This window comes from Caballeronia sp. LZ033, assembly GCF_031451265.1.
GTDB lineage: Bacteria > Pseudomonadota > Gammaproteobacteria > Burkholderiales > Burkholderiaceae > Caballeronia.
In genome coordinates, this window is record NZ_JARUXQ010000001.1 from 2,143,004 (window position 1) to 2,161,342 (window position 18,339).

Consider the following 18,339-nt stretch of genomic DNA (forward strand, 5'->3'; position numbering starts at 1 on the left):
CGCGTTATTCCCTTTTCAGGATCGCCACGGCCTGCTCGCCGTATCGCACGACATAGCCGCCGTGGGCGCGCTGCCAGTCGAGCGCTTCCGCCTCGTTCGCAAACCAGTTCTTCTCGAAGTCGTTGAACGCGCCGGCGTCGAGCCGGTAGCGGTCGATGACCGCATCCGGCTGCGTGTCGATCGCGGCCTTGCACGCGTCCCAGTTCGCGTAGCCCAGTTCGGCGGCAATCAACGCAAGCAGGTGTTTCAGTTGCAGGTCCGCGCGCCGCGCGTGGAGCTGAGCGAGGCCGCCGGCCGGCAGGATGCGCGCCGCGAGCAGGCGGCGCAGCACCGGCATGGACGCGCTCGTGTCGCCGTCGCGGGCGAGGCGCAGCAGGCGTCGCGCGTGTTCGCGCAGGTAATTGCCATGGGATGCGGGGGCAGCGATGGGACAGGATGTAGACCACATGACGTTGTTCCTTTATGGCGCCGTTCTCGCTGCGGCTGAAAAGGTTCGACGTTGCGGTTCGATCCAGGGTGACGGTACGTCGTGGTCAGGTGCGTAGGACTTTCGCGAGAACGGGCGCCCTGCCGCGCCCGTCCGCGATTCTATCGTGCTTTTTGTTCCACCGGCCGCGTCAGGCCAGCTGGAATTTGCCGACCAGCGCCTTGAGCGCGCGCGCCTGGTCGTCGAGCGATTGCGCGGCGGCCGCCGCCTGCTCCACCAGCGCCGCGTTCTGCTGGGTGCCGGCGTCCATCTTCGAGACCGCGTCGCCGATCGACTCGATGCCCGTCTTCTGCTCGGCCGACGCCGCCGAAATCTCGCCCATGATGTCGGTGACGCGGCGCACCGCGCGCACGACCTCTTCCATTGTCGTGCCGGCTTGCTGCGCGTAAGTGGAGCCGTCGGACACGCGCGACACCGACGTGTCGATCAAGCCCTTGATCTCCTTCGCCGCCGACGACGAACGCTGCGCCAGGCTGCGCACCTCGCCCGCGACGACCGCGAAGCCGCGTCCCTGTTCGCCCGCGCGCGCCGCCTCGACGGCTGCGTTCAGCGCGAGGATGTTGGTCTGGAACGCGATGCCCTCGATCACGCCGATGATGTCGCCGATGCTCTTCGCGCTCGCATCGATCCGCTGCATCGTCTCGACGACGCGGTTCACCACCGCGCCGCCCTTCTCCGCGATCTCCGACGCGCTCTGCGCCAGCGTGCTCGCCTGCATGGCGTTGTCGGCGTTCTGACGCACGGTCGAGGTGAGCTGCTCCATGCTGGTCGCGGTCTTTTCCAGCGCGACCGCCTGTTCTTCCGTGCGGCGCGACAGGTCGACGTTGCCGGTCGAGATCTCACTCGATGCCGAAGCGATCGCCTCCGCGCTGGCTGCGATGTCGCCGACGGTCGCCGAGAGGCCGGCCCGCATGTCGGCGAGCGCGTGCAGCATGCTGTCGTCGTCGCGGCGCCGGAGCCTGATTTCGTGGGCCAGGTCGCCCGCCGCGATGCGCCGCGCGATGTCCTTCGCGTAAGCAGGTTCGCCGCCGAGCTGTCCGGCGAGCCGCCGCACGACCCATTCGGAGACGCAGATCGCGAGCGCGCACAGCGCGAGCGTCAGCACGGACACCATCACGAACGACGAATGGAAGATGAACGCGGCGGCATCGATGGTGGCGCGCGCAGCGGCGCCCCGACGCGCGACGAGTTCGTCGACGCGCTTTTCGAGCTTGCCGGTCTCGACCAGCAGCGACACGTCCTGCGTGCCGACCTGCCAGTTCATCTGCGACAGATCGAGCGGCTGTTCCTTCACGAGCTTGACGAAGGTGCGCAGGTTGTTGCTCCAGGTGCCGACGGCGCCGGCGAAGGCCTTCTGCTGCGCGAGTGCGTCGTGGTCGCCGTGATCGACATACTGCGCCAGTTGCGCCTGTTCCCGGCCGATGCCCGCAAGCGCCTGCTCGATTTCCGCGCCGAGGTCGTCGCGCTCCTTCGCGGTGCTGGCAGTGAGCAGCATCTTCTGCGAGCGGCTCGCGCGCAGCAGATAGCCACGCGTTTCCTCGGCGGCGCGGCTCGCGACATAGCCCTGCGTGTAGATCGATTCGGTCGAGCCGTTGAGGCGGCTGATCTGGGTCAGCGCCAGTGCGCCGATGACGAGCGTGCCCGCGAGAACCACGCCGAACGCCAGCCTGAGCGACGCCTTGACGGACAATCCGCGTGGCTGGGCCGTGGCCGTGGAGGATGCGCGCTGGGCGCCCGCCGGAAAGCCCGCGGTCCGTGCGCCGCGTAGCGAAAACAGTTTCATCGATTGAATCCCCGCTGATGGTCTGCGGACGGTGCCGTCGTGTGGCGCGTCCGGTTCTGGTCCCGCCGGTAGTACGGCAGTTGGCCGGCTTTCTTGAGCCGAGCTTCTACGGATAGCGAACAGGCGTTCGCTGCCGCTTCATACGGTTATAGCGTGCCAAAAATGCTTTTTGTCAGCAGAATGATCGATTGCGGTGCATCAAGCTGTCTGATTCGCGACAAAGCTTGGCAGGACAACGCGTCGGGGACAGCCTACACTTGTCAGAAATTCAGTCAGCGCATAAATGGCCGACTTGAAACAACAAAAACAGAGACGATTCCGCTTACCTCAGCCATTCACCATGCAAACCAGCATCGACAAGGGCGCGTTGTCGCCCGCCGGCGCGACGGCCGGCACTTCCGATACCCAGACGGCCAAGCCCGTGGCCGCCGCGCAGCGCACCGTCTATTCGGTACTCGGCGCAATCAGCTTCTCGCATCTGCTGAACGACATGATCCAGTCGCTGATCCTGGCCATCTACCCGATGTTCAAGAGCGAGTTCGCGCTCTCGTTCGGGCAGATCGGCCTCATCACGCTGACCTACCAGATCACCGCGTCGCTGCTGCAGCCGCTCGTCGGGCTTTATACCGACAAGCATCCCAAGCCTTACTCGCTGCCGGTGGGCATGGGCTTCACGCTGGCGGGGCTGCTGCTGATGTCAGTGGCGGGCAGCTTCGGCATGCTGCTGGTGGCGGCGGCGCTGGTCGGCTGCGGCTCGTCGGTGTTCCATCCGGAATCGTCGCGGGTGGCGCGCATGGCCTCGGGCGGCAAGCACGGCCTCGCGCAGTCGCTGTTCCAGGTGGGCGGCAATGCGGGTTCGTCGCTCGGACCGCTGCTTGCCGCGCTCATCATCATTCCGCACGGCCAGCGCAGCATTGCGTGGTTCTCGGCGGCGGCGCTGGTCGCGATGTTCGTGCTGGCCAACATCGGCCGCTGGTACAAGCGTCATCCCGCCACGAAGAAAGGCCGCGCGCAGGTGCAGCACGCCACGCTGCCGCGCAAGACCGTCATCATGGCAATGAGCGTGCTCGTGCTGCTCGTGTTCTCGAAGTACTTCTACCTCGCGAGCATCAACAGCTACTTCACCTTCTATCTGATCAACAAGTTCGGGCTGTCGGTGCAGTCGGCGCAGATCCATCTGTTCGTGTTCCTCGCGGCGGTCGCGGCGGGCACGGTGGTTGGCGGGCCGATCGGCGACAAGGTCGGACGCAAGGCGGTGATCTGGGTGTCGATTCTCGGCGTCGCGCCGTTCACGCTGCTGATGCCCTATGCGAACCTGTTCTGGACCAGCGTGCTGTCGGTGATCATCGGGCTGGTGCTGGCGTCGGCGTTCTCGGCCATCCTGGTGTATGCGACCGAGCTGATTCCCGGCAAGGTCGGCATGGTCGCGGGCCTGTTCTTCGGCTTTGCGTTCGGCATGGGCGGCGTGGGCGCCGCCGTGCTCGGCCAGCTGGCCGATGCGACGAGCATCGAGTTCGTCTACAAGGTCTGCGCGTTCCTGCCGCTGATCGGCGTGCTGACGGTGCTGCTCCCGAAGACGCATGACGAGCATGCGAAGGCTTGATTGACGCGGTTGATGCGTGCTGATGACGGCGGGCGCTTGCGCCCGCCGTTTGCATTGGCGTCTCAGGAGCCCAGCGCCTCCCGCACCTGCGCCAGCGCGCCCGGATCTTCGATGGTCGGCAGTTCGCCCGGATCACGCCCTTCCGCCAGCGCCGCAATCGCGCGGCGCAGCAGCTTGCCCGAGCGCGTCTTCGGCAGCATCGTCACGAAGTGCACACGCGCCGGACGCGCGATCGCGCCCAGTTGCCTATCCACCGCGCGGCACAACTCGGCTTCCATCCCGTCGCGCGCGCCCGGCGCCTCGATGCACGCCGCGTCGCGCAGCACGACGAAAGCCGCCGCCGCCTGTCCCTTGACCGCATCGGCGATGCCGACCACCGCCACCTCCGCGACCGCCGCGTGCGCCGACAGCGCTTCCTCGATCTCCCGCGTTCCCAGCCGATGGCCCGCGACATTGATCACGTCGTCAGTGCGTCCGAGGATCGACACATAGCCGTCTTCGTCCTGCACGCCCCAGTCGAAGGTCGAGTAGACGAGGTGATTCGGCACGCTGTTCCAGTAGGTATCGACGAAACGCTGGTCGTCGCCCCACACGGTCTGCATGCAGCCCGGCGGCAGCGGATAGTCCAGCGTGACCACGCCCTTTTCGCCCGGCGCGCATTCGTCGCCGCTGGTTTCGTTGCGCAGCTTGAGCCCGAAACCCAGCGACGGCACGCCCGGCGAACCGAGCTTCGACGGCAAGGCCTCGATGCCGCGCGGGATCGCGATCATCGGCCAGCCGGTTTCGGTCTGCCAGTAGTTGTCGATGACGGGCTTGTGCAGCGCGTCCTGGATCCAGTGCGCGGTGGGTTCGTCGAGCGGCTCGCCGGCGAGGAACAGCGTGCGCAGGCTCGACAGGTCGTAACGCTCCATCAGCGCCGGGTCCTGCTTCTTGAGCACGCGGATCGCGGTGGGCGCGGTGAACATCAGATTGATGCCGTACTGCTGCACGAGCCGCCACCAGATGCCGCCGTCGGGACGGATGGGCGTGCCTTCGTACATGACGGTCGTACAGCCGGCGATCAGCGGCGCATAGATGATGTAGCTGTGTCCCACCACCCAGCCGATGTCGGAGGCGGTGAACATCGTGTCGCCGGGCTGACCTTCGAAGATGTGCTCCATCGACGCGGCGAGCGCCACCGCATAGCCGCCGACGTCACGCTGCACGCCTTTTGGCCGGCCGGTCGTGCCGGAGGTGTACAGCACGTAGGACGGCTCGTTGGATTCGAGCCATTCGCACGGCACGTGGGCGTCGAAGTAACGCTCGCGCAACGGTTCGTAGGCGACCAGATAGCTCGCTTGCAGACGCTCCGGCGCCAGTTGCCGGTCGATCAGCAGCACCTGCGGCACCTTGAACTGCGCGCGCGAGAGCGCCTCGTCGACGAGCGGCGTGTAGTCGATCACCCGGCCGCCGCGCGCGCCGGCATCCGCCGTGACGATGAGCGCGGGCTCGGCATCGTCGATGCGCGCGGCCAGGTTCGGCGCCGCGAAGCCGCCGAACACGACCGAATGAATCGCGCCGAGACGCGCGCAGGCGAGCATCGCGAAAAGCGCTTCGGGGATCATCGGCAGATAGATCAGCACGCGATCGCCCTTCTTCACGTGCAGGGAACGCATGACGGCCGCCATGCGATTCACTTCGGCATGCAACTCGGCGTAGGTATAGCGGCGCTCGATGCCCGTTTCCGTCGATACGTACACCAGCGCGTCCTGCTCCGCGCGCGAGGCCAGATGGCGGTCGACGGCGTTATGACAGAGATTGGTCCGGCCGCCGACGAACCAGCGCGCGAACGGCGGACGGCTCCGGTCGAGCACCTGCTCGAACGGCGTCTGCCAGTGGATGCGGCGGGCCTGTTCGGCCCAGAAGTCTTCAGGTTGCTCGATCGACCGGCGATACGCTTCTCGGTAACTCGGCATGCGCGTCGTCCTCTGCAAGGCGGCTTTTTGGCTCCTCAGGATAGAGCAGCCGTAAAACCCCTGCTAGACAGGGCGCGCCCTGATCGGTTCCGGGCGCGGCGCGCTTCAGAGCGCCTTGCTGCGCGCGCGCGTCGCGGGGAACGGCGCCGCCGCGGGCGCGGAATGCTTGAGCAGCACGGGCGCGAGTTCGCCCGCCACCCGCAGGCTCGACACGACGACCGTGCGCACGCCGCAGCCTTCGGTCAGCGCGCGCTGCTTTTCGCGGGTCGTCGCGCGCGCCTCGATGCGCGGCTCCACGACGATCAGCCCACGGCAGAAGGTGGCGAGCACCGCGCGATGGGTGCGCATCCACGCGGCGCGCAGGCGGGCGTCGTCGGCGGACTCGCGCTCGTCGTGCTCGACGGCCAGCACGAACGGCGTCGCGAGCGCCAGCAGGCGGCTCATCTGCGCGCTCCACGCGAACGCATAGCCGGTCCGCACAGCGCGCGGCCGCAGCCGCACGAACGGAAAACGGCTGGTGTCGAAGAAACGCTCGTCGAGCACGAGCGACGGAATTTCGACGGATCTCGTCACGGCATCGGCGGCATTCACAGCGGTTTCGGACTCCAGTAGTTCAATGCGGCGATCAGGCTCGGCCAGCGCGAAAGCCGCGGCACTACGCGTCGTTTCGATTGCGCGGCGCGTTTCGGGCGGCGCTCGGAATGGGCTTGCGCCGGGTTTGCGGCGGCTTCGCTCCACGCGCGGCGCGTCGTGTCGAGCACGCGCTCGGCATTCACCGATACGGCGCATGCGTCACTGCGTGTTTCCCGCTCGTCCGTCGCGCAGGCGGGGCTGGCCGCGCCCGCCGCACCGATGGCGGTGAAATCGTTGGTCATGGTCTCGAGACCTCCCGTTTTGTTACCTCAGGTTCTGGGAAGTCATTGTATTGAGAATCATTCTCAACTACAAGCGGGATTTGGCCAATCCGGGAGAAATGCGGGAAAGCCCTGCCCGTCCAGAGCAGGGCAACGTTCAGCGGCTGGCGGGCAGAAAGCGCGCAACGATACCCGACGACCAGGTCGCGGCGATCGCCCTCAGGAACTCGACGAAGGAGGTGGGCGCGGCGGCGTCGGCGGTATCGGAGATGGTGCGCACGACGGCGCACGGCACGTCGTGCTCGAAGCAGACCTGCGCGAGCGCCGCGCCTTCCATTTCGACGGCGAGCGCATCCGGCAACGCGTCGCGCAAGGCAAGCAGCGCGTCATGGCTGGCGATGAAGCGATCGCCGCTGATGATCAGCCCGCGATACACGCGCGGCACAGCGATGCCGAAGCGGTCCGCGAGCGCGGCGCCCTGTTCGGCCACGAACGACGCGGCCGCGACGGCAAGCGCGTTGCCCAACGCGGCATCGGGCTCGAAACGCGCGCGTTCGAGCAGCGGCACTTCATAGCGCGGAAACAGCGGCGAGGCGTCGAGATCGTGTTGCAGCAGCGCATCCGCGACGACGATGTCGCCCACGTTGACATCGCCCCGCACGCCGCCCGCGACGCCCGTGAAGACGATGGCATCGACCTCGAAGACGTGGATCAGCGCGCTGGCCGTCGCGGCCGCCGCCACCTTGCCGATGCGCGCCAGCGTCACGACGACCGGCACGCCATGCGCTTGGCCAATGTGATACTCGCGCCGCCCGAGCGTCACCGTGCGGAAATCGCCGGCCGCCTGCATCCGCGCGATCAGGTCGCCCAGTTCCTGCGGCAGCGCGGCCATGATGCCGAGCCGCTTCATTCGACGGCCTGCAGCTTCGCGACCGCCAGCGCGAGCCATTTCTCGCCGTGGCGCTTGAAGCGCACTTGCGCGCGGGCATCGCCGCCGGCGCCTTCCAGCGCGGTCACGGTGCCTTCGCCGAACTTCGTGTGGAATACGGCCTGACCGACCTTGAAGCCGGCGTCGGCGGCGCGCTGCTCGTTGGCGAACGACGGCAGCGCCGCGCCCGAGGCCTGCTGGTCGCGCGCATACGACGAACCGCCGCGCTCCTGGCCGGGCCGCGCGAACCAGTCGCGGCCCCAGCCGGCGTTGTCGGAGCGGCCGCCCCAGCGCGCGCCCGCCTCGACCTTCGGCGTGAGCCACTTGAGCGTGCCTTCGGGCAGTTCGTCGAAGAAGCGCGAGCGGATGTTGTAGCGGGTCTGGCCATGCAACATGCGGCTCTGCGCGAAGGACAGATACAGCCGCTCCTTGGCGCGCGTGATCGCCACGTACATGAGGCGCCGCTCTTCCTCCAGTCCGTCCGATTCCTGCGCGCTGTTCTCGTGCGGAAACAGCCCTTCTTCCAGCCCGGTGATGAACACCGCCATGAATTCGAGGCCCTTGGCCGCGTGCACGGTCATCAGCTGGACCGCGTCCTGGCCGGCCTGCGCCTGGTTGTCGCCGGCTTCGAGCGAGGCATGCGACAGGAAGCCCGCGAGCGGCGTCATCGTGTCGGGATTCTGCGCGGGGTCGGCGATGCCGGGCGCGTCGAGCACTTCGATCTCGCCGTCTTCGCTCACCGCCGCGATCTCCGGCGCCGCCGTCGCGCCCGGGCGCAGCGGAATGGAACGCGCCGGGGTGTCGAGACCGTAGCCTTCCTCGCTCACGAACGCCGCCGCCGCGTTCACGAGTTCCTGCAAGTTTTCCAGCCGGTCCTGACCTTCGCGCTCGGTCTCGTAGAACGCCGCGAGACCGCTCGCGCGCACCACGTACTCGACCGTTTCCGGCAGGCTCATCTGCTGCGTCTCCGCGCGCATCTTCGCGACCAGCGTCGCGAACGCGCCGAGGCTCGAACCCGCCTTGCCGGTGACGTAGGGCACGGCGGCGGCCATCGAACAGTTATAGAGACGCGCCGCGTCGGCGACCTGCTCGATGGAACGCGCACCGATACCGCGCGTCGGGAAATTGACGACGCGCGCAAACGCGGTGTCGTCGTTCGGGTTGTCGATGAGGCGCAGATACGCGAGCGCGTGCTTCACTTCCTGGCGCTCGAAGAAGCGCAGGCCGCCATACACGCGATACGGAATGCCCGCGTTCACCAGCGTGTGCTCGATGGTCCGCGACTGCGCATTGCTCCGATACAGCACTGCGATCTCGCCGCGCGCCGCGCCCGCATGGATCAACGCCTTGATTTCCTCGACGATCCAGCCCGCTTCCTGCGAATCCGTGGCCGCCTCGTAGACGCGCACCTGCTCGCCGTGTCCCGCGTCGGTCCGCAGGTTCTTGCCGAGCCGGTTGGCGTTGTTGGCGATCAGATAGTTGGCCGCGTCGAGAATATGCCCGTGCGAGCGGTAGTTCTGCTCCAGCTTGATCAGGTTGCGCACGCGGAACTCGCGCTCGAAGTCGTGCATGTTGCCGACATTCGCGCCGCGGAATGCGTAGATGGACTGGTCGTCGTCGCCGACCGCGAAGATCGCGTTGTGCTCGCCCGCCAGCATCTTGAGCCACGCGTACTGGAGCTTGTTCGTGTCCTGGAACTCGTCGACGAGGATATTGCGGAAGCGCGCCTGGTAATGCGCGCGCAGCGGCGGATTGTGCGCCAGCAGCTCGAAACAGCGCAGCAGCAGTTCCGGGAAGTCGACCACGCCCTCGCGCTGGCATTGCTGCTCGTAGGCCTGATAGAGCTCGACGAACTTGCGGTTGAAGTCGTCGGTGGCATCGACGTCCTTCGGCCGCAGCCCCTGTTCCTTCGCATTGTTGATGAAGTACTGAAGATTCTTGGCCGGATACTTCTCGTCGTCGATATTCAGGCCCTTCATCAGCCGCTTGATGGCGGACAGCTGATCAGCGGTGTCGAGGATCTGGAAGGCCTGCGGCAGGCCCGCATCGCGGAAATGCGCGCGCAGCATGCGGTTGCACAGCCCGTGGAACGTGCCGATCCACATGCCGCGCGTGTCGATGGGCAGCAGCGCCGAGAGCCGCGCCATCATTTCTTTCGCGGCCTTGTTCGTGAAGGTGACGGCCAGCACCGTGGGCGGCGACGCATAGCCCTGCTGGATCAGCCACGCGATGCGGGTGATGAGGACGCGCGTCTTGCCGCTGCCGGCGCCCGCGAGAATGAGCGCGGACTCGTCGGGCAGCGTCACGGCGGCGTGCTGTTCGGGATTCAGGTTGGCGAGCAGTTCGGGCATGGAAAAAGGCGGCGCGGAGGGGTCGAGGCAAGCCGGTCATTATAAGACCGCGCTGCCGGCGACGTTCGGGGGCACGGGCGGCGCGCTCGGCCGAATTCGTCCGATGGCCCGTGCCGAACCTTATAATTGGCGATTCTCCGCATCTTTTCACGCATTTTTCGGCAGATTCCACCATGAGCGACAGCACGCTTGCCAAGAGCTTCGAGCCTCAGCAGATCGAATCCCAATGGGGCCCGGAATGGGAACGACGCGGGTACGCCGCCCCCACGTTCAAGGAGGGCGCGAAGAACTTCTCCATCCAGTTGCCGCCGCCGAACGTCACCGGCACGCTGCACATGGGGCACGCGTTCAACCAGACCATCATGGATGGCCTGACGCGCTATCACCGCATGCTCGGCGAAAACACGCTGTGGGTGCCGGGCACCGATCACGCGGGCATCGCCACGCAGATCGTGGTCGAGCGCCAGCTCGACGCCCAGGGCATCTCGCGTCACGACCTCGGCCGCGAGGCGTTTCTCAAGCGCGTGTGGGCGTGGAAGCAGCAGTCGGGCTCGACCATCACGAACCAGGTGCGGCGCCTGGGCGCGTCGATCGACTGGTCGCGCGAATACTTCACGATGGACGACAAGATGTCGGCCGCCGTGCGCGATGTCTTCGTGACGCTCTACAAGCAGGGCCTCATCTATCGCGGCAAGCGCCTGGTGAACTGGGATCCGGTGCTCGGCACCGCTGTCTCGGACCTCGAAGTGGTCAGCGAGGAAGAAAACGGCAACCTCTGGCACATTTCCTATCCGCTGCCGGACGGCTCGGGTCATCTGACGGTCGCCACCACGCGGCCTGAGACCATGCTCGGCGACACCGCCGTGATGGTGCATCCGGATGACGAGCGCTATCAGCATCTGATCGGCAAGACGGTGGTGCTGCCGCTATGCGACCGCGAGATTCCGGTCATCGCCGACGAATATGTGGATCGCGAATTCGGCACCGGCGTGGTGAAGGTCACGCCCGCGCACGATTTCAACGACTACGCCGTGGGCCAGCGCCACACGCTGCCGATGATCGAGATCCTCACGCTCGACGCGAAGATCAACGACAACGCGCCCGCGAAGTATCGCGGCATGGACCGCTTCGACGCCCGCAAGGAAGTGGTGAAGGATCTCGAAGCGCTCGGCCTGCTGGAATCCGTCAAGCCGCACAAGCTGATGGTGCCGCGCGGCGACCGCACCGGCGTGGTGATCGAGCCGATGCTGACCGACCAGTGGTTCGTCGCGATGAGCAAGGCCGCGCCGGAAGGCACGTTCAATCCGGGCAAGTCCATCACCGAGACCTCGCTCGATGTCGTGCGCAGCGGCCAGATCAAGTTCGTTCCGGAGAACTGGACCACCACGTATTACCAGTGGCTCGAGAACATCCAGGACTGGTGCATCTCGCGGCAGTTGTGGTGGGGCCACCAGATTCCGGCGTGGTACGGCGAGAACGGCGAGATCTTCGTTGCGAAGACGGAAGACGAAGCCCGCGCCGAAGCCGACGCGCAAGGCTACACAGGCGCGCTGCGCCGCGACGAGGACGTGCTCGACACGTGGTTCTCGTCGGCGCTGGTGCCGTTCTCGTCGCTCGGCTGGCCGAACGAAACGCCCGAACTGAAGGCGTTCCTGCCCTCCTCCGTGCTCGTGACGGGCTTCGACATCATCTTCTTCTGGGTCGCCAGAATGGTGATGATGACCACGCACTTCACCGGGAAGGTGCCTTTCGACACCGTCTATGTGCATGGCCTGGTGCGCGACGCCGAAGGCCAGAAGATGTCGAAGAGCAAGGGCAACACGCTCGACCCGATCGATATCGTCGACGGCATCGGTCTCGAGGAGCTGGTCGCCAAGCGCACCACGGGCCTCATGAATCCGAAGGCCGCCGCGCAGATCGAGAAGAAGACCCGCAAGGAATTCCCGGAAGGCATTGCGCCATTCGGCACGGACGCGCTGCGCTTCACGATGGCGTCGATGGCCACGCTTGGCCGCAACGTCAACTTCGACCTCGCGCGCTGCGAGGGCTATCGCAATTTCTGCAACAAGCTGTGGAACGCCACGCGTTTCGTGCTGATGAACTGCGAAGGCCACGACTGCGGCTTCGCGAACCCTGGCGCGTGCAAGCCGGGCGATTGCGGCCCCGGCGGCTACACGGATTACTCGCAGGCGGACCGCTGGATCGTCTCGCTCCTGCAGCGCACCGAGGCCGAAGTCGAGAAGGGTTTCGCGGATTACCGTTTCGACAACGTCGCCAGCGCGATTTACAAGTTCGTATGGGACGAATACTGCGACTGGTATCTGGAACTGGCGAAGGTGCAGATCCAGACCGGCACGCCAGAACAGCAGACGGCCACGCGGCGCACCTTGCTGCGCGTGCTGGAGACGGTGCTGCGCCTCGCGCATCCGGTCATTCCGTTCATCACGGAGGCACTGTGGCAGAAGGTGGCACCGCTGACGGACGCCTTCCCGGCAAACGCGCAGGAAGGCGAAGTGTCGATCATGACCCAGCCCTATCCGCGCGCCGAGCAGAAAAAGATCGATGAATCGTCTGAACAGTGGGCAGCCGAACTGAAGAGTGTCATCGATGCGTGTCGTAATCTGCGTGGCGAGATGAATCTGTCGCCGGCCACCAAGGTGCCGCTGCTCGCGCACGGCGACGCGGCGCGCTTGGCTGCGTTTGCGCCGTATGTCGCGGCGCTGGCGCGTCTGTCGGAGGTGAAGATCATCGACGACGAAGCCGCGCTCGACCGCGAGGCGCACGGCGCGCCGGTGGCGATCGTCGGCGGCAGCAAGCTGGTGCTGAAGGTGGAGATCGATGTCGCCGCCGAGCGCGAGCGTCTCGGCAAGGAAGTGGACCGTCTGAGCGCCGAAATCGTCAAATGTAACGCGAAGCTGGGGAATGAAAGCTTTGTTTCAAAAGCGCCGGCGGCTGTCGTGGAACAGGAGCGGAAAAGGCTGGCAGAATACGAAGCCACGGTTGCGAAGCTTCAGGCCCAATTATTGCGGATGGCTGTTTGATTCGGGATCTGGATTTCGGGCCCCTTCAGTTATCTCGACGTTCAAGTGTTTTTAAGAGGATCAGGGTTATCACATGCTAAAAGTTACCAAAGCGGTATTCCCCGTCGCGGGTCTGGGCACGCGGTTTCTTCCCGCGACCAAGGCCAGCCCGAAGGAAATGCTGCCTGTCGTTGACAAGCCGCTGATTCAATATGCGGTCGAGGAAGCGATGGCGGCCGGCATTACCGAAATGATCTTCGTGACGGGCCGCAGCAAGCGTGCCATCGAGGATCACTTCGACAAATCCTATGAGATCGAGGCCGAACTCGAAGCGCGCGGCAAGGCCAAGCTGCTCGAACTCGTGCGCAGCATCAAGCCGAGCCATGTCGATTGCTTCTACGTGCGTCAGGCCGAAGCGCTCGGTCTGGGTCACGCGGTGCTGTGCGCCGAGAAGCTGGTGGGCGACAACCCGTTCGCCGTGATCCTCGCGGACGACTTGCTGTACGGCAAGCCGCCCGTCATGTCGCAGATGATCGAAGTCTTCGACCACTATCACAGCTCGGTGATCGGCGTCGAAGAGATTCCGCCGGAAGACTCGAAGTCGTACGGCATCATCGACGGCAAGGAGTGGGAAGACAACATCTTCAAGCTGTCGGGCATTGTCGAGAAGCCGGAGCCGGCGGTGGCGCCGTCGAACCTGGGCGTGGTCGGCCGCTATGTGCTGAAGCCGCGTGTTTTCGATCACATCCGCGCGCTGAAGCCGGGCGCGGGCGGCGAACTGCAACTGACGGACGCGATTCAATCGCTGCTGTCGGATGAGCAAGTGCTCGCGTACAAGTATCACGGAACGCGTTTCGATTGCGGCAGCAAGCTGGGCTATCTGAAGGCGACCGTCGAATTCGCGCTGCGCCATCCGGAAGTCAAGGCGGAATTCGAAGAGTATCTGCGCAATCGCGCGCCGATTCTCGAAGGCTGAAGCCGCGGTTGAGCGCTTCGCGTGGGTTGAGCGGTTTGTAAATGAAAGGCCCGTCACGGTGTGACGGGCCTTCTGCTTTCTTGCGGTCCTGGCTTTTTAACGCCGCCGCATGAGGAAGACGAACGTCTTGTCCTGCGCCGTTGCCTCGACAATCTCGTTGCCTGTCTGCTTGGCGAACGCGGCGAAATCGCGCTGCGATCCCGGATCGGTGGCCAAAACCTTCAGGATCTGACCGCTCGTCATGTCGGCGAGCGCCTTCTTCGCCCGCAGAATCGGCAACGGACAGTTGAGCCCGCGCGCGTCGACTTCCTTGTGAACTTCCATTGCGATTGAACCTTTGTGTGTGGCTGGGGTGAGTGCGCTCTGATCGAAGGATTTTAACGTAGTGGGCATCCGTCCACCGTGGGCGATCCCGGGCAAAAGCATACCGCCGCCTCCGGCCGCGCCTCCTTCGCCCACCAGCAGGCTGATGGGCAATGCCTGAGGCCTCAACCAACATCGCTGCGCCTTTCGCTCAACCTCTCCCTTCAGGTTGAGATTTGTCTCGTTCATGCCGTACTGAAATCCCGATAAATTCGACTCGGTCATCGGCACATCCCTTCCCTGCTGTCCCGCGTGAGTTGATCACGTCCGACTCGGGTGTCCGCTTGAAAATCGCCCGTTTACGTATAAATTTTTATACAACGCACCAGGAGAAAGCACTCCGCTGGCTTGGTTCGTCATTTCACGACCTGCTTGACTTCCCCGCAGCCGCGCGCCGCGAAGCCGGCTTTCAACTCGGTCGTCTGCAGTTTGGGCTCGACCCGGAGGACTGGAAGCCTTTCGACGCCCTCGGTCCTGGCGCACGCAAGATCCGTATCCGAGACCCGAGCGGAGCGTATTGCGTGATGTCCGTGGCGAAACTCAAGGAGGCGGTCTATGTGCTGCACTGCTTCAAGAAGAAATCGCAGGAGACGTCTCAAAAGGATAAGGAGATTGCGACGGTGCGCTACCGCGCGATTGCTAGCCAGAGGAAAACCTCATCATGAAAAAAGTGGATACGAGCGTTCGGCACGTAACTAAACCCGGCACCAACCTGTTCGCCGAGCTAGGTTTCCCGCCGGACGAAGCACGACACTACCAAGCCGAATCGCTGGCCTTGATCGGTCAGACGCTGGAACTGAAAGAGCAGTTGATGAGCGAACTCGCCTTATGGATCGAAGCTCATCATTTGAAACAGGCTGAAGCCGCAGACATCCTGCACGTCACGCGGCCCCGCGTCTCGGACGTAGTGAACAAGAAATCAAGCAAATTTACGATCGACACACTCATCGAAATGCTGGCGAGAGTGGGCAAACCGGTCAGGCTGGTCATCGGTTAGAAACGAACCCCAGTTCAAACCTCCACCCCCCGCCCCTCCTCGAACGCCCGCCTCAACGCCACCCCGATGCGCGTCGCCTCGCGCGCGTCATCGAGCGTGAGCCCCGTCTGCGTGCCCTCCCGCAACATCCCCACAAACGCCCGCGCTTCGCGCAGAAACGCGTCCTCGAAGCGCTCGAAGAACGTCGGCGTACATGCATTGCGCATGCCGTGCCCATCGGCGATCTCGACGCGGTTCAACCGCGGATTGCGCCCCACCGACAACGCCCCCTTCGTGCCGATCACCTCAGTCTGCGTATCGTGCCCATGCGCCATCGTCCGCGATGCATACAGCACCGCCAGCCGCCCGCCGTCGAACTCGATGGTGCCCACGCCGTTATCGATGTCATTGCACGCCCGCAAGCCCTCATGAATCGCAATCGTGCCGCTCGCATACACGCGCTTCGCCTTCGGATTACCAAGCAGCCAGCGCGCGAGATCGATATCGTGAACACTGCAATCGAGGAACAGCCCGCCCGACGTCGGCGCAAACCGCACGAAGAAACCATCAGGATCGTTCATGTCGCAGGTCTGCGAACGCACCATGAACGGCCGTCCGATCGCACCGTGCGCCACCTGATCGAACGCATCGCGATAGCTCGCATCGAAGCGCCGCACGAAGCCGATCATCACGTGCAGATGCGGATGACGCGCATGTTCCTCGATCACCGCGTCGCATTCCGCGAGGTCCAGCGACAGCGGCTTCTCACAGAACACATGCTTGCCCGCGCGCAACGCGGCGATGATCTGCGTCGCATGCAGCGAGGTCGGCGTGACGAGCCACACCGCATCGATATCCGGGCTGGCGAGCAACGCATCGTAGTCCGCATGCAGCGCCGTCTCGGGCAGCCGCTGCCGCGCCCACGCGCGCTCTTCCTCCACCGGGCTGCACGCGGCGACGAGCCGCGCCCCCGGCACATGCCACGCGAGATTGTCCGCATGGCGGCGGCCCAGCCGTCCCAACCCCACGATTCCGCAACGCACGGCGCTCATGTGGCCTGCTCCCCAAGCCTGACGATGCGCTTCTCACGCCAGGACAGCGTGGCGGCTTCGGCGAGTTCGAGCGCCTTCAGCCCGTCGGCGACGGTCGTGCGCACCGGCTTGCCATGATTGATCGCATCGAAGAAATGGGCGATCTCGGCCGCATACGCCGCGCGATAGCGCTCCAGAAAGAACGCCTCGGGTTTGTCGTTCGATACCGCGGCCGCCGTGTACGCCGTGACTTCAGTCGGCCGCACATTGCCCGCCTGCAGCATGCCCAGACTGCCGAGCAATTCGAAGCGCTGATCGTAGCCATACGCCGCGCGCCGCGCCGTGTTGATCTGACACAAGCGGCCACGCTTCGTACGGATCGTGACGGCGGTCGAATCGATGTCGCCGGCCTCGGCGATGGCCGGATCCGAGAGACAACTGCCGGTGGCATGCAGCGTGTCGGCTTCGTCGTCGAGAATCCAGCGGAAGATATCGAAGTCGTGAATCAGCATGTCCTTGAAGATGCCGCCCGAATGCGCGATGTATTCCACAGGCGGCGCACCCGGATCGCGGCTCGTCACGATCAGCATCTCGGGCTCGCCAATCTCGCCGGCATCGATGCGCGCCTTCAATGCCGAGAAGGTCGGATCGAAGCGCCGCTGGAAGCCGATCATGCAGACCACGCCGGCCTGCTGCACGGCGTCGGCGCACGCGCGCGCACGGTCGACCGTCAGATCCACCGGCTTCTCGCAGAACACATGCTTGCGTTGCGCCGCCGAGGCGAGGATCAGGTCGGCATGCGTATCCGTGCTCGAACAGATGACCGTCGCGCCGACCGATGCATCGCCCATCGCGCCGTCGATATCGGCGGCCATCGCGCCGTGCTCCTTCGCGAGCGCGGCGGCCGCCTCGCGATTCACATCGACGACATACTTCAACCGCACGCCCGGCTGCCGCGCCAGATTCGCCGCGTGAATCCTGCCGATGCGCCCTGCCCCGAACACCGCCACGTCAATCGTCATAGCCGCTTGTCTCCTTGGATTCCTCGACGTTCAATTCGAGCCGGTACGCGAGCGCGATGAACAACGCCTGGCACAGGCAAATGGTGCTCGTGAGCGAACGGAACGCAAACGCGCTGCCTTCCTTCACGAACAGACTCGCGCTCGCGTGACGCGCGAGCGGCGAAAGCTGGCTGTCGGTGATGACGAGTGTCTTCGCGCCGTGATGCTGCGCGGCGCGCACGCAATACTGCGTTTCCTTGCCGTAGGGCGCGAAACTGATCGCGATCACCACGTCACTCTTCTTCACGCTGCGGACCTGTTCGCGGAACATGCCGCCCAGTCCTGAAATGAGATGCACGCGCTTGCGCGTGTGCTGCAACGCATACACGATGTAGCTCGCCACCGCGAACGACCGGCGCACGCCGATCACATAGATGTTCTCCGCCTGCGACAGCATCTCGACAGCGGCTTCGAACTGCGCGTCATCGAGGCCGGCTTCGAGCTCGGACAGGCCGGTGCGGCTCGCCGCGATGAACTCGCGCGCCACCGACACGCCCGAAGCCTCGCCGGCTTTCTCGTCGATCAGCTTGCGGATGCGCTCCTGATAGCTCTGCGGCGATTCACCGCCCGCATAAGCCTGCCGGAACACGGCCTGCAAATCCGAAAAGCCTGAGAAGCCGAAGCGCTGCGCAAAACGCACCACGGCGGAGGCATGCACGCCGCAGGCGGCCGCGATGTCGCTGGTGCGGTCCATCATCACGCTGCTGCGATGCTGCTCGATATACGTCGCCACGCTCTTCAACTGACGCGGCAGCGAATCGTAGGCGTCGGTGATCCGTTGCATCAGTTCCTCGACGCCCTGCACTTCGTTGCTGGTCTCTTCCATGTCCACGCTCGTGTTGTGCGCGCCGGATGCCGCGCGCCGTGCAACCGATTATAGGAACGACGGAAGCAAATTGGAATGTATTTTCCATTTGAATCGCGGGTGAAATATCTATTGCAGACGCCTGG

At 64.9% G+C, this 18,339-nt stretch carries 16 protein-coding genes; 5 read left to right on the forward strand and 11 right to left on the reverse strand.

The window, feature by feature from the left end; translation table 11 throughout:
* Positions 1 to 4 precede the first annotated feature (4 nt).
* The gene (locus QCE62_RS10000; protein WP_309917169.1) at positions 5 to 448 is read right to left on the reverse strand and encodes a hypothetical protein; all 444 of its coding nucleotides are present in this window, start codon (positions 446 to 448) and stop codon (positions 5 to 7) included.
* Positions 449 to 617: 169 nt separating this feature from the next.
* Positions 618 to 2,270, reverse strand: coding sequence for a methyl-accepting chemotaxis protein (locus QCE62_RS10005; RefSeq protein ID WP_309917173.1), 1,653 nt, complete (start codon positions 2,268 to 2,270; stop codon positions 618 to 620).
* A 340-nt stretch (positions 2,271 to 2,610) separates the two neighbouring features.
* Between QCE62_RS10005 and QCE62_RS10010 the strand changes: the two genes are divergently transcribed.
* A complete protein-coding gene (locus QCE62_RS10010; RefSeq protein WP_309917176.1) occupies positions 2,611 to 3,873 on the forward strand; it encodes an MFS transporter in 1,263 nt (420 codons plus the stop codon).
* 62 nt (positions 3,874 to 3,935) lie between these two features.
* Here the strand turns inward: QCE62_RS10010 and QCE62_RS10015 are convergent, their stop codons facing one another.
* The 5 genes from QCE62_RS10015 to QCE62_RS10035 form a co-directional block, all read right to left on the reverse strand.
* On the reverse strand, positions 3,936 to 5,846 hold the full coding sequence (locus QCE62_RS10015) for a propionate--CoA ligase (RefSeq protein WP_309917180.1): 1,911 nt from the start codon (positions 5,844 to 5,846) through the stop codon (positions 3,936 to 3,938).
* 87 nt (positions 5,847 to 5,933) lie between these two features.
* Complete coding sequence (locus QCE62_RS10020) at positions 5,934 to 6,401, reverse strand: hypothetical protein (protein ID WP_309917183.1); 468 nt, start codon at positions 6,399 to 6,401, stop codon at positions 5,934 to 5,936.
* A 14-nt stretch (positions 6,402 to 6,415) separates the two neighbouring features.
* Complete coding sequence (locus tag QCE62_RS10025; protein WP_309917187.1) at positions 6,416 to 6,703, reverse strand: hypothetical protein; 288 nt, start codon at positions 6,701 to 6,703, stop codon at positions 6,416 to 6,418.
* Positions 6,704 to 6,839: 136 nt separating this feature from the next.
* Complete coding sequence (locus QCE62_RS10030) at positions 6,840 to 7,592, reverse strand: 5'-methylthioadenosine/adenosylhomocysteine nucleosidase (protein ID WP_309917190.1); 753 nt, start codon at positions 7,590 to 7,592, stop codon at positions 6,840 to 6,842.
* Complete coding sequence (locus QCE62_RS10035; protein WP_309917193.1) at positions 7,589 to 9,961, reverse strand: UvrD-helicase domain-containing protein; 2,373 nt, start codon at positions 9,959 to 9,961, stop codon at positions 7,589 to 7,591. Before QCE62_RS10035 ends, QCE62_RS10030 begins: the two co-directional genes overlap by 4 nt.
* 173 nt (positions 9,962 to 10,134) lie before the next feature.
* Between QCE62_RS10035 and QCE62_RS10040 the strand changes: the two genes are divergently transcribed.
* Positions 10,135 to 13,002 carry a valine--tRNA ligase gene (locus QCE62_RS10040; protein ID WP_309917196.1) on the forward strand — a complete coding sequence of 956 codons (2,868 nt, stop codon included), beginning with the start codon at positions 10,135 to 10,137 and terminating at the stop codon, positions 13,000 to 13,002.
* 73 nt (positions 13,003 to 13,075) lie between these two features.
* Positions 13,076 to 13,957 carry a UTP--glucose-1-phosphate uridylyltransferase GalU gene (galU, locus tag QCE62_RS10045; protein ID WP_309917199.1) on the forward strand — a complete coding sequence of 294 codons (882 nt, stop codon included), beginning with the start codon at positions 13,076 to 13,078 and terminating at the stop codon, positions 13,955 to 13,957.
* 96 nt (positions 13,958 to 14,053) lie between these two features.
* On the opposite strand, the gene QCE62_RS10050 is transcribed toward galU, so the two are convergent.
* A complete protein-coding gene (locus tag QCE62_RS10050; protein ID WP_309808949.1) occupies positions 14,054 to 14,281 on the reverse strand; it encodes a sulfurtransferase TusA family protein in 228 nt (75 codons plus the stop codon).
* A gap of 323 nt (positions 14,282 to 14,604) precedes the next feature.
* On the opposite strand from QCE62_RS10050, the gene QCE62_RS10055 reads away from it, so the two are divergent.
* Together QCE62_RS10055 and QCE62_RS10060 are read left to right on the forward strand one after the other, a co-directional pair.
* Positions 14,605 to 14,985, forward strand: a complete 381-nt coding sequence (locus QCE62_RS10055; protein WP_309917201.1) for a type II toxin-antitoxin system RelE/ParE family toxin — start codon at positions 14,605 to 14,607, stop codon at positions 14,983 to 14,985.
* Positions 14,982 to 15,317: an XRE family transcriptional regulator gene (locus QCE62_RS10060; protein ID WP_309917204.1), complete on the forward strand. Its 336-nt coding sequence runs from the start codon at positions 14,982 to 14,984 to the stop codon at positions 15,315 to 15,317. The genes QCE62_RS10055 and QCE62_RS10060 overlap by 4 nt, the downstream gene beginning before the upstream one ends.
* Before the next feature lie 14 nt (positions 15,318 to 15,331).
* On the opposite strand, the gene QCE62_RS10065 is transcribed toward QCE62_RS10060, so the two are convergent.
* From QCE62_RS10065 to QCE62_RS10075, 3 genes are read right to left on the reverse strand one after another with little or no spacing between them, the layout of a single operon-like run.
* Positions 15,332 to 16,348 (reverse strand): Gfo/Idh/MocA family oxidoreductase, encoded by a 1,017-nt coding sequence (locus QCE62_RS10065; protein WP_309917207.1) that lies wholly within the window; start codon positions 16,346 to 16,348, stop codon positions 15,332 to 15,334.
* Entirely contained in the window at positions 16,345 to 17,349 is a 1,005-nt protein-coding gene (iolG, locus tag QCE62_RS10070) for an inositol 2-dehydrogenase (protein WP_309917210.1), read from the reverse strand. Before iolG ends, QCE62_RS10065 begins: the two co-directional genes overlap by 4 nt.
* Positions 17,339 to 18,214 carry a MurR/RpiR family transcriptional regulator gene (locus QCE62_RS10075; protein ID WP_309917213.1) on the reverse strand — a complete coding sequence of 292 codons (876 nt, stop codon included), beginning with the start codon at positions 18,212 to 18,214 and terminating at the stop codon, positions 17,339 to 17,341. The genes iolG and QCE62_RS10075 overlap by 11 nt, the downstream gene beginning before the upstream one ends.
* Between the last annotated feature and the right edge of the window lie 125 nt (positions 18,215 to 18,339).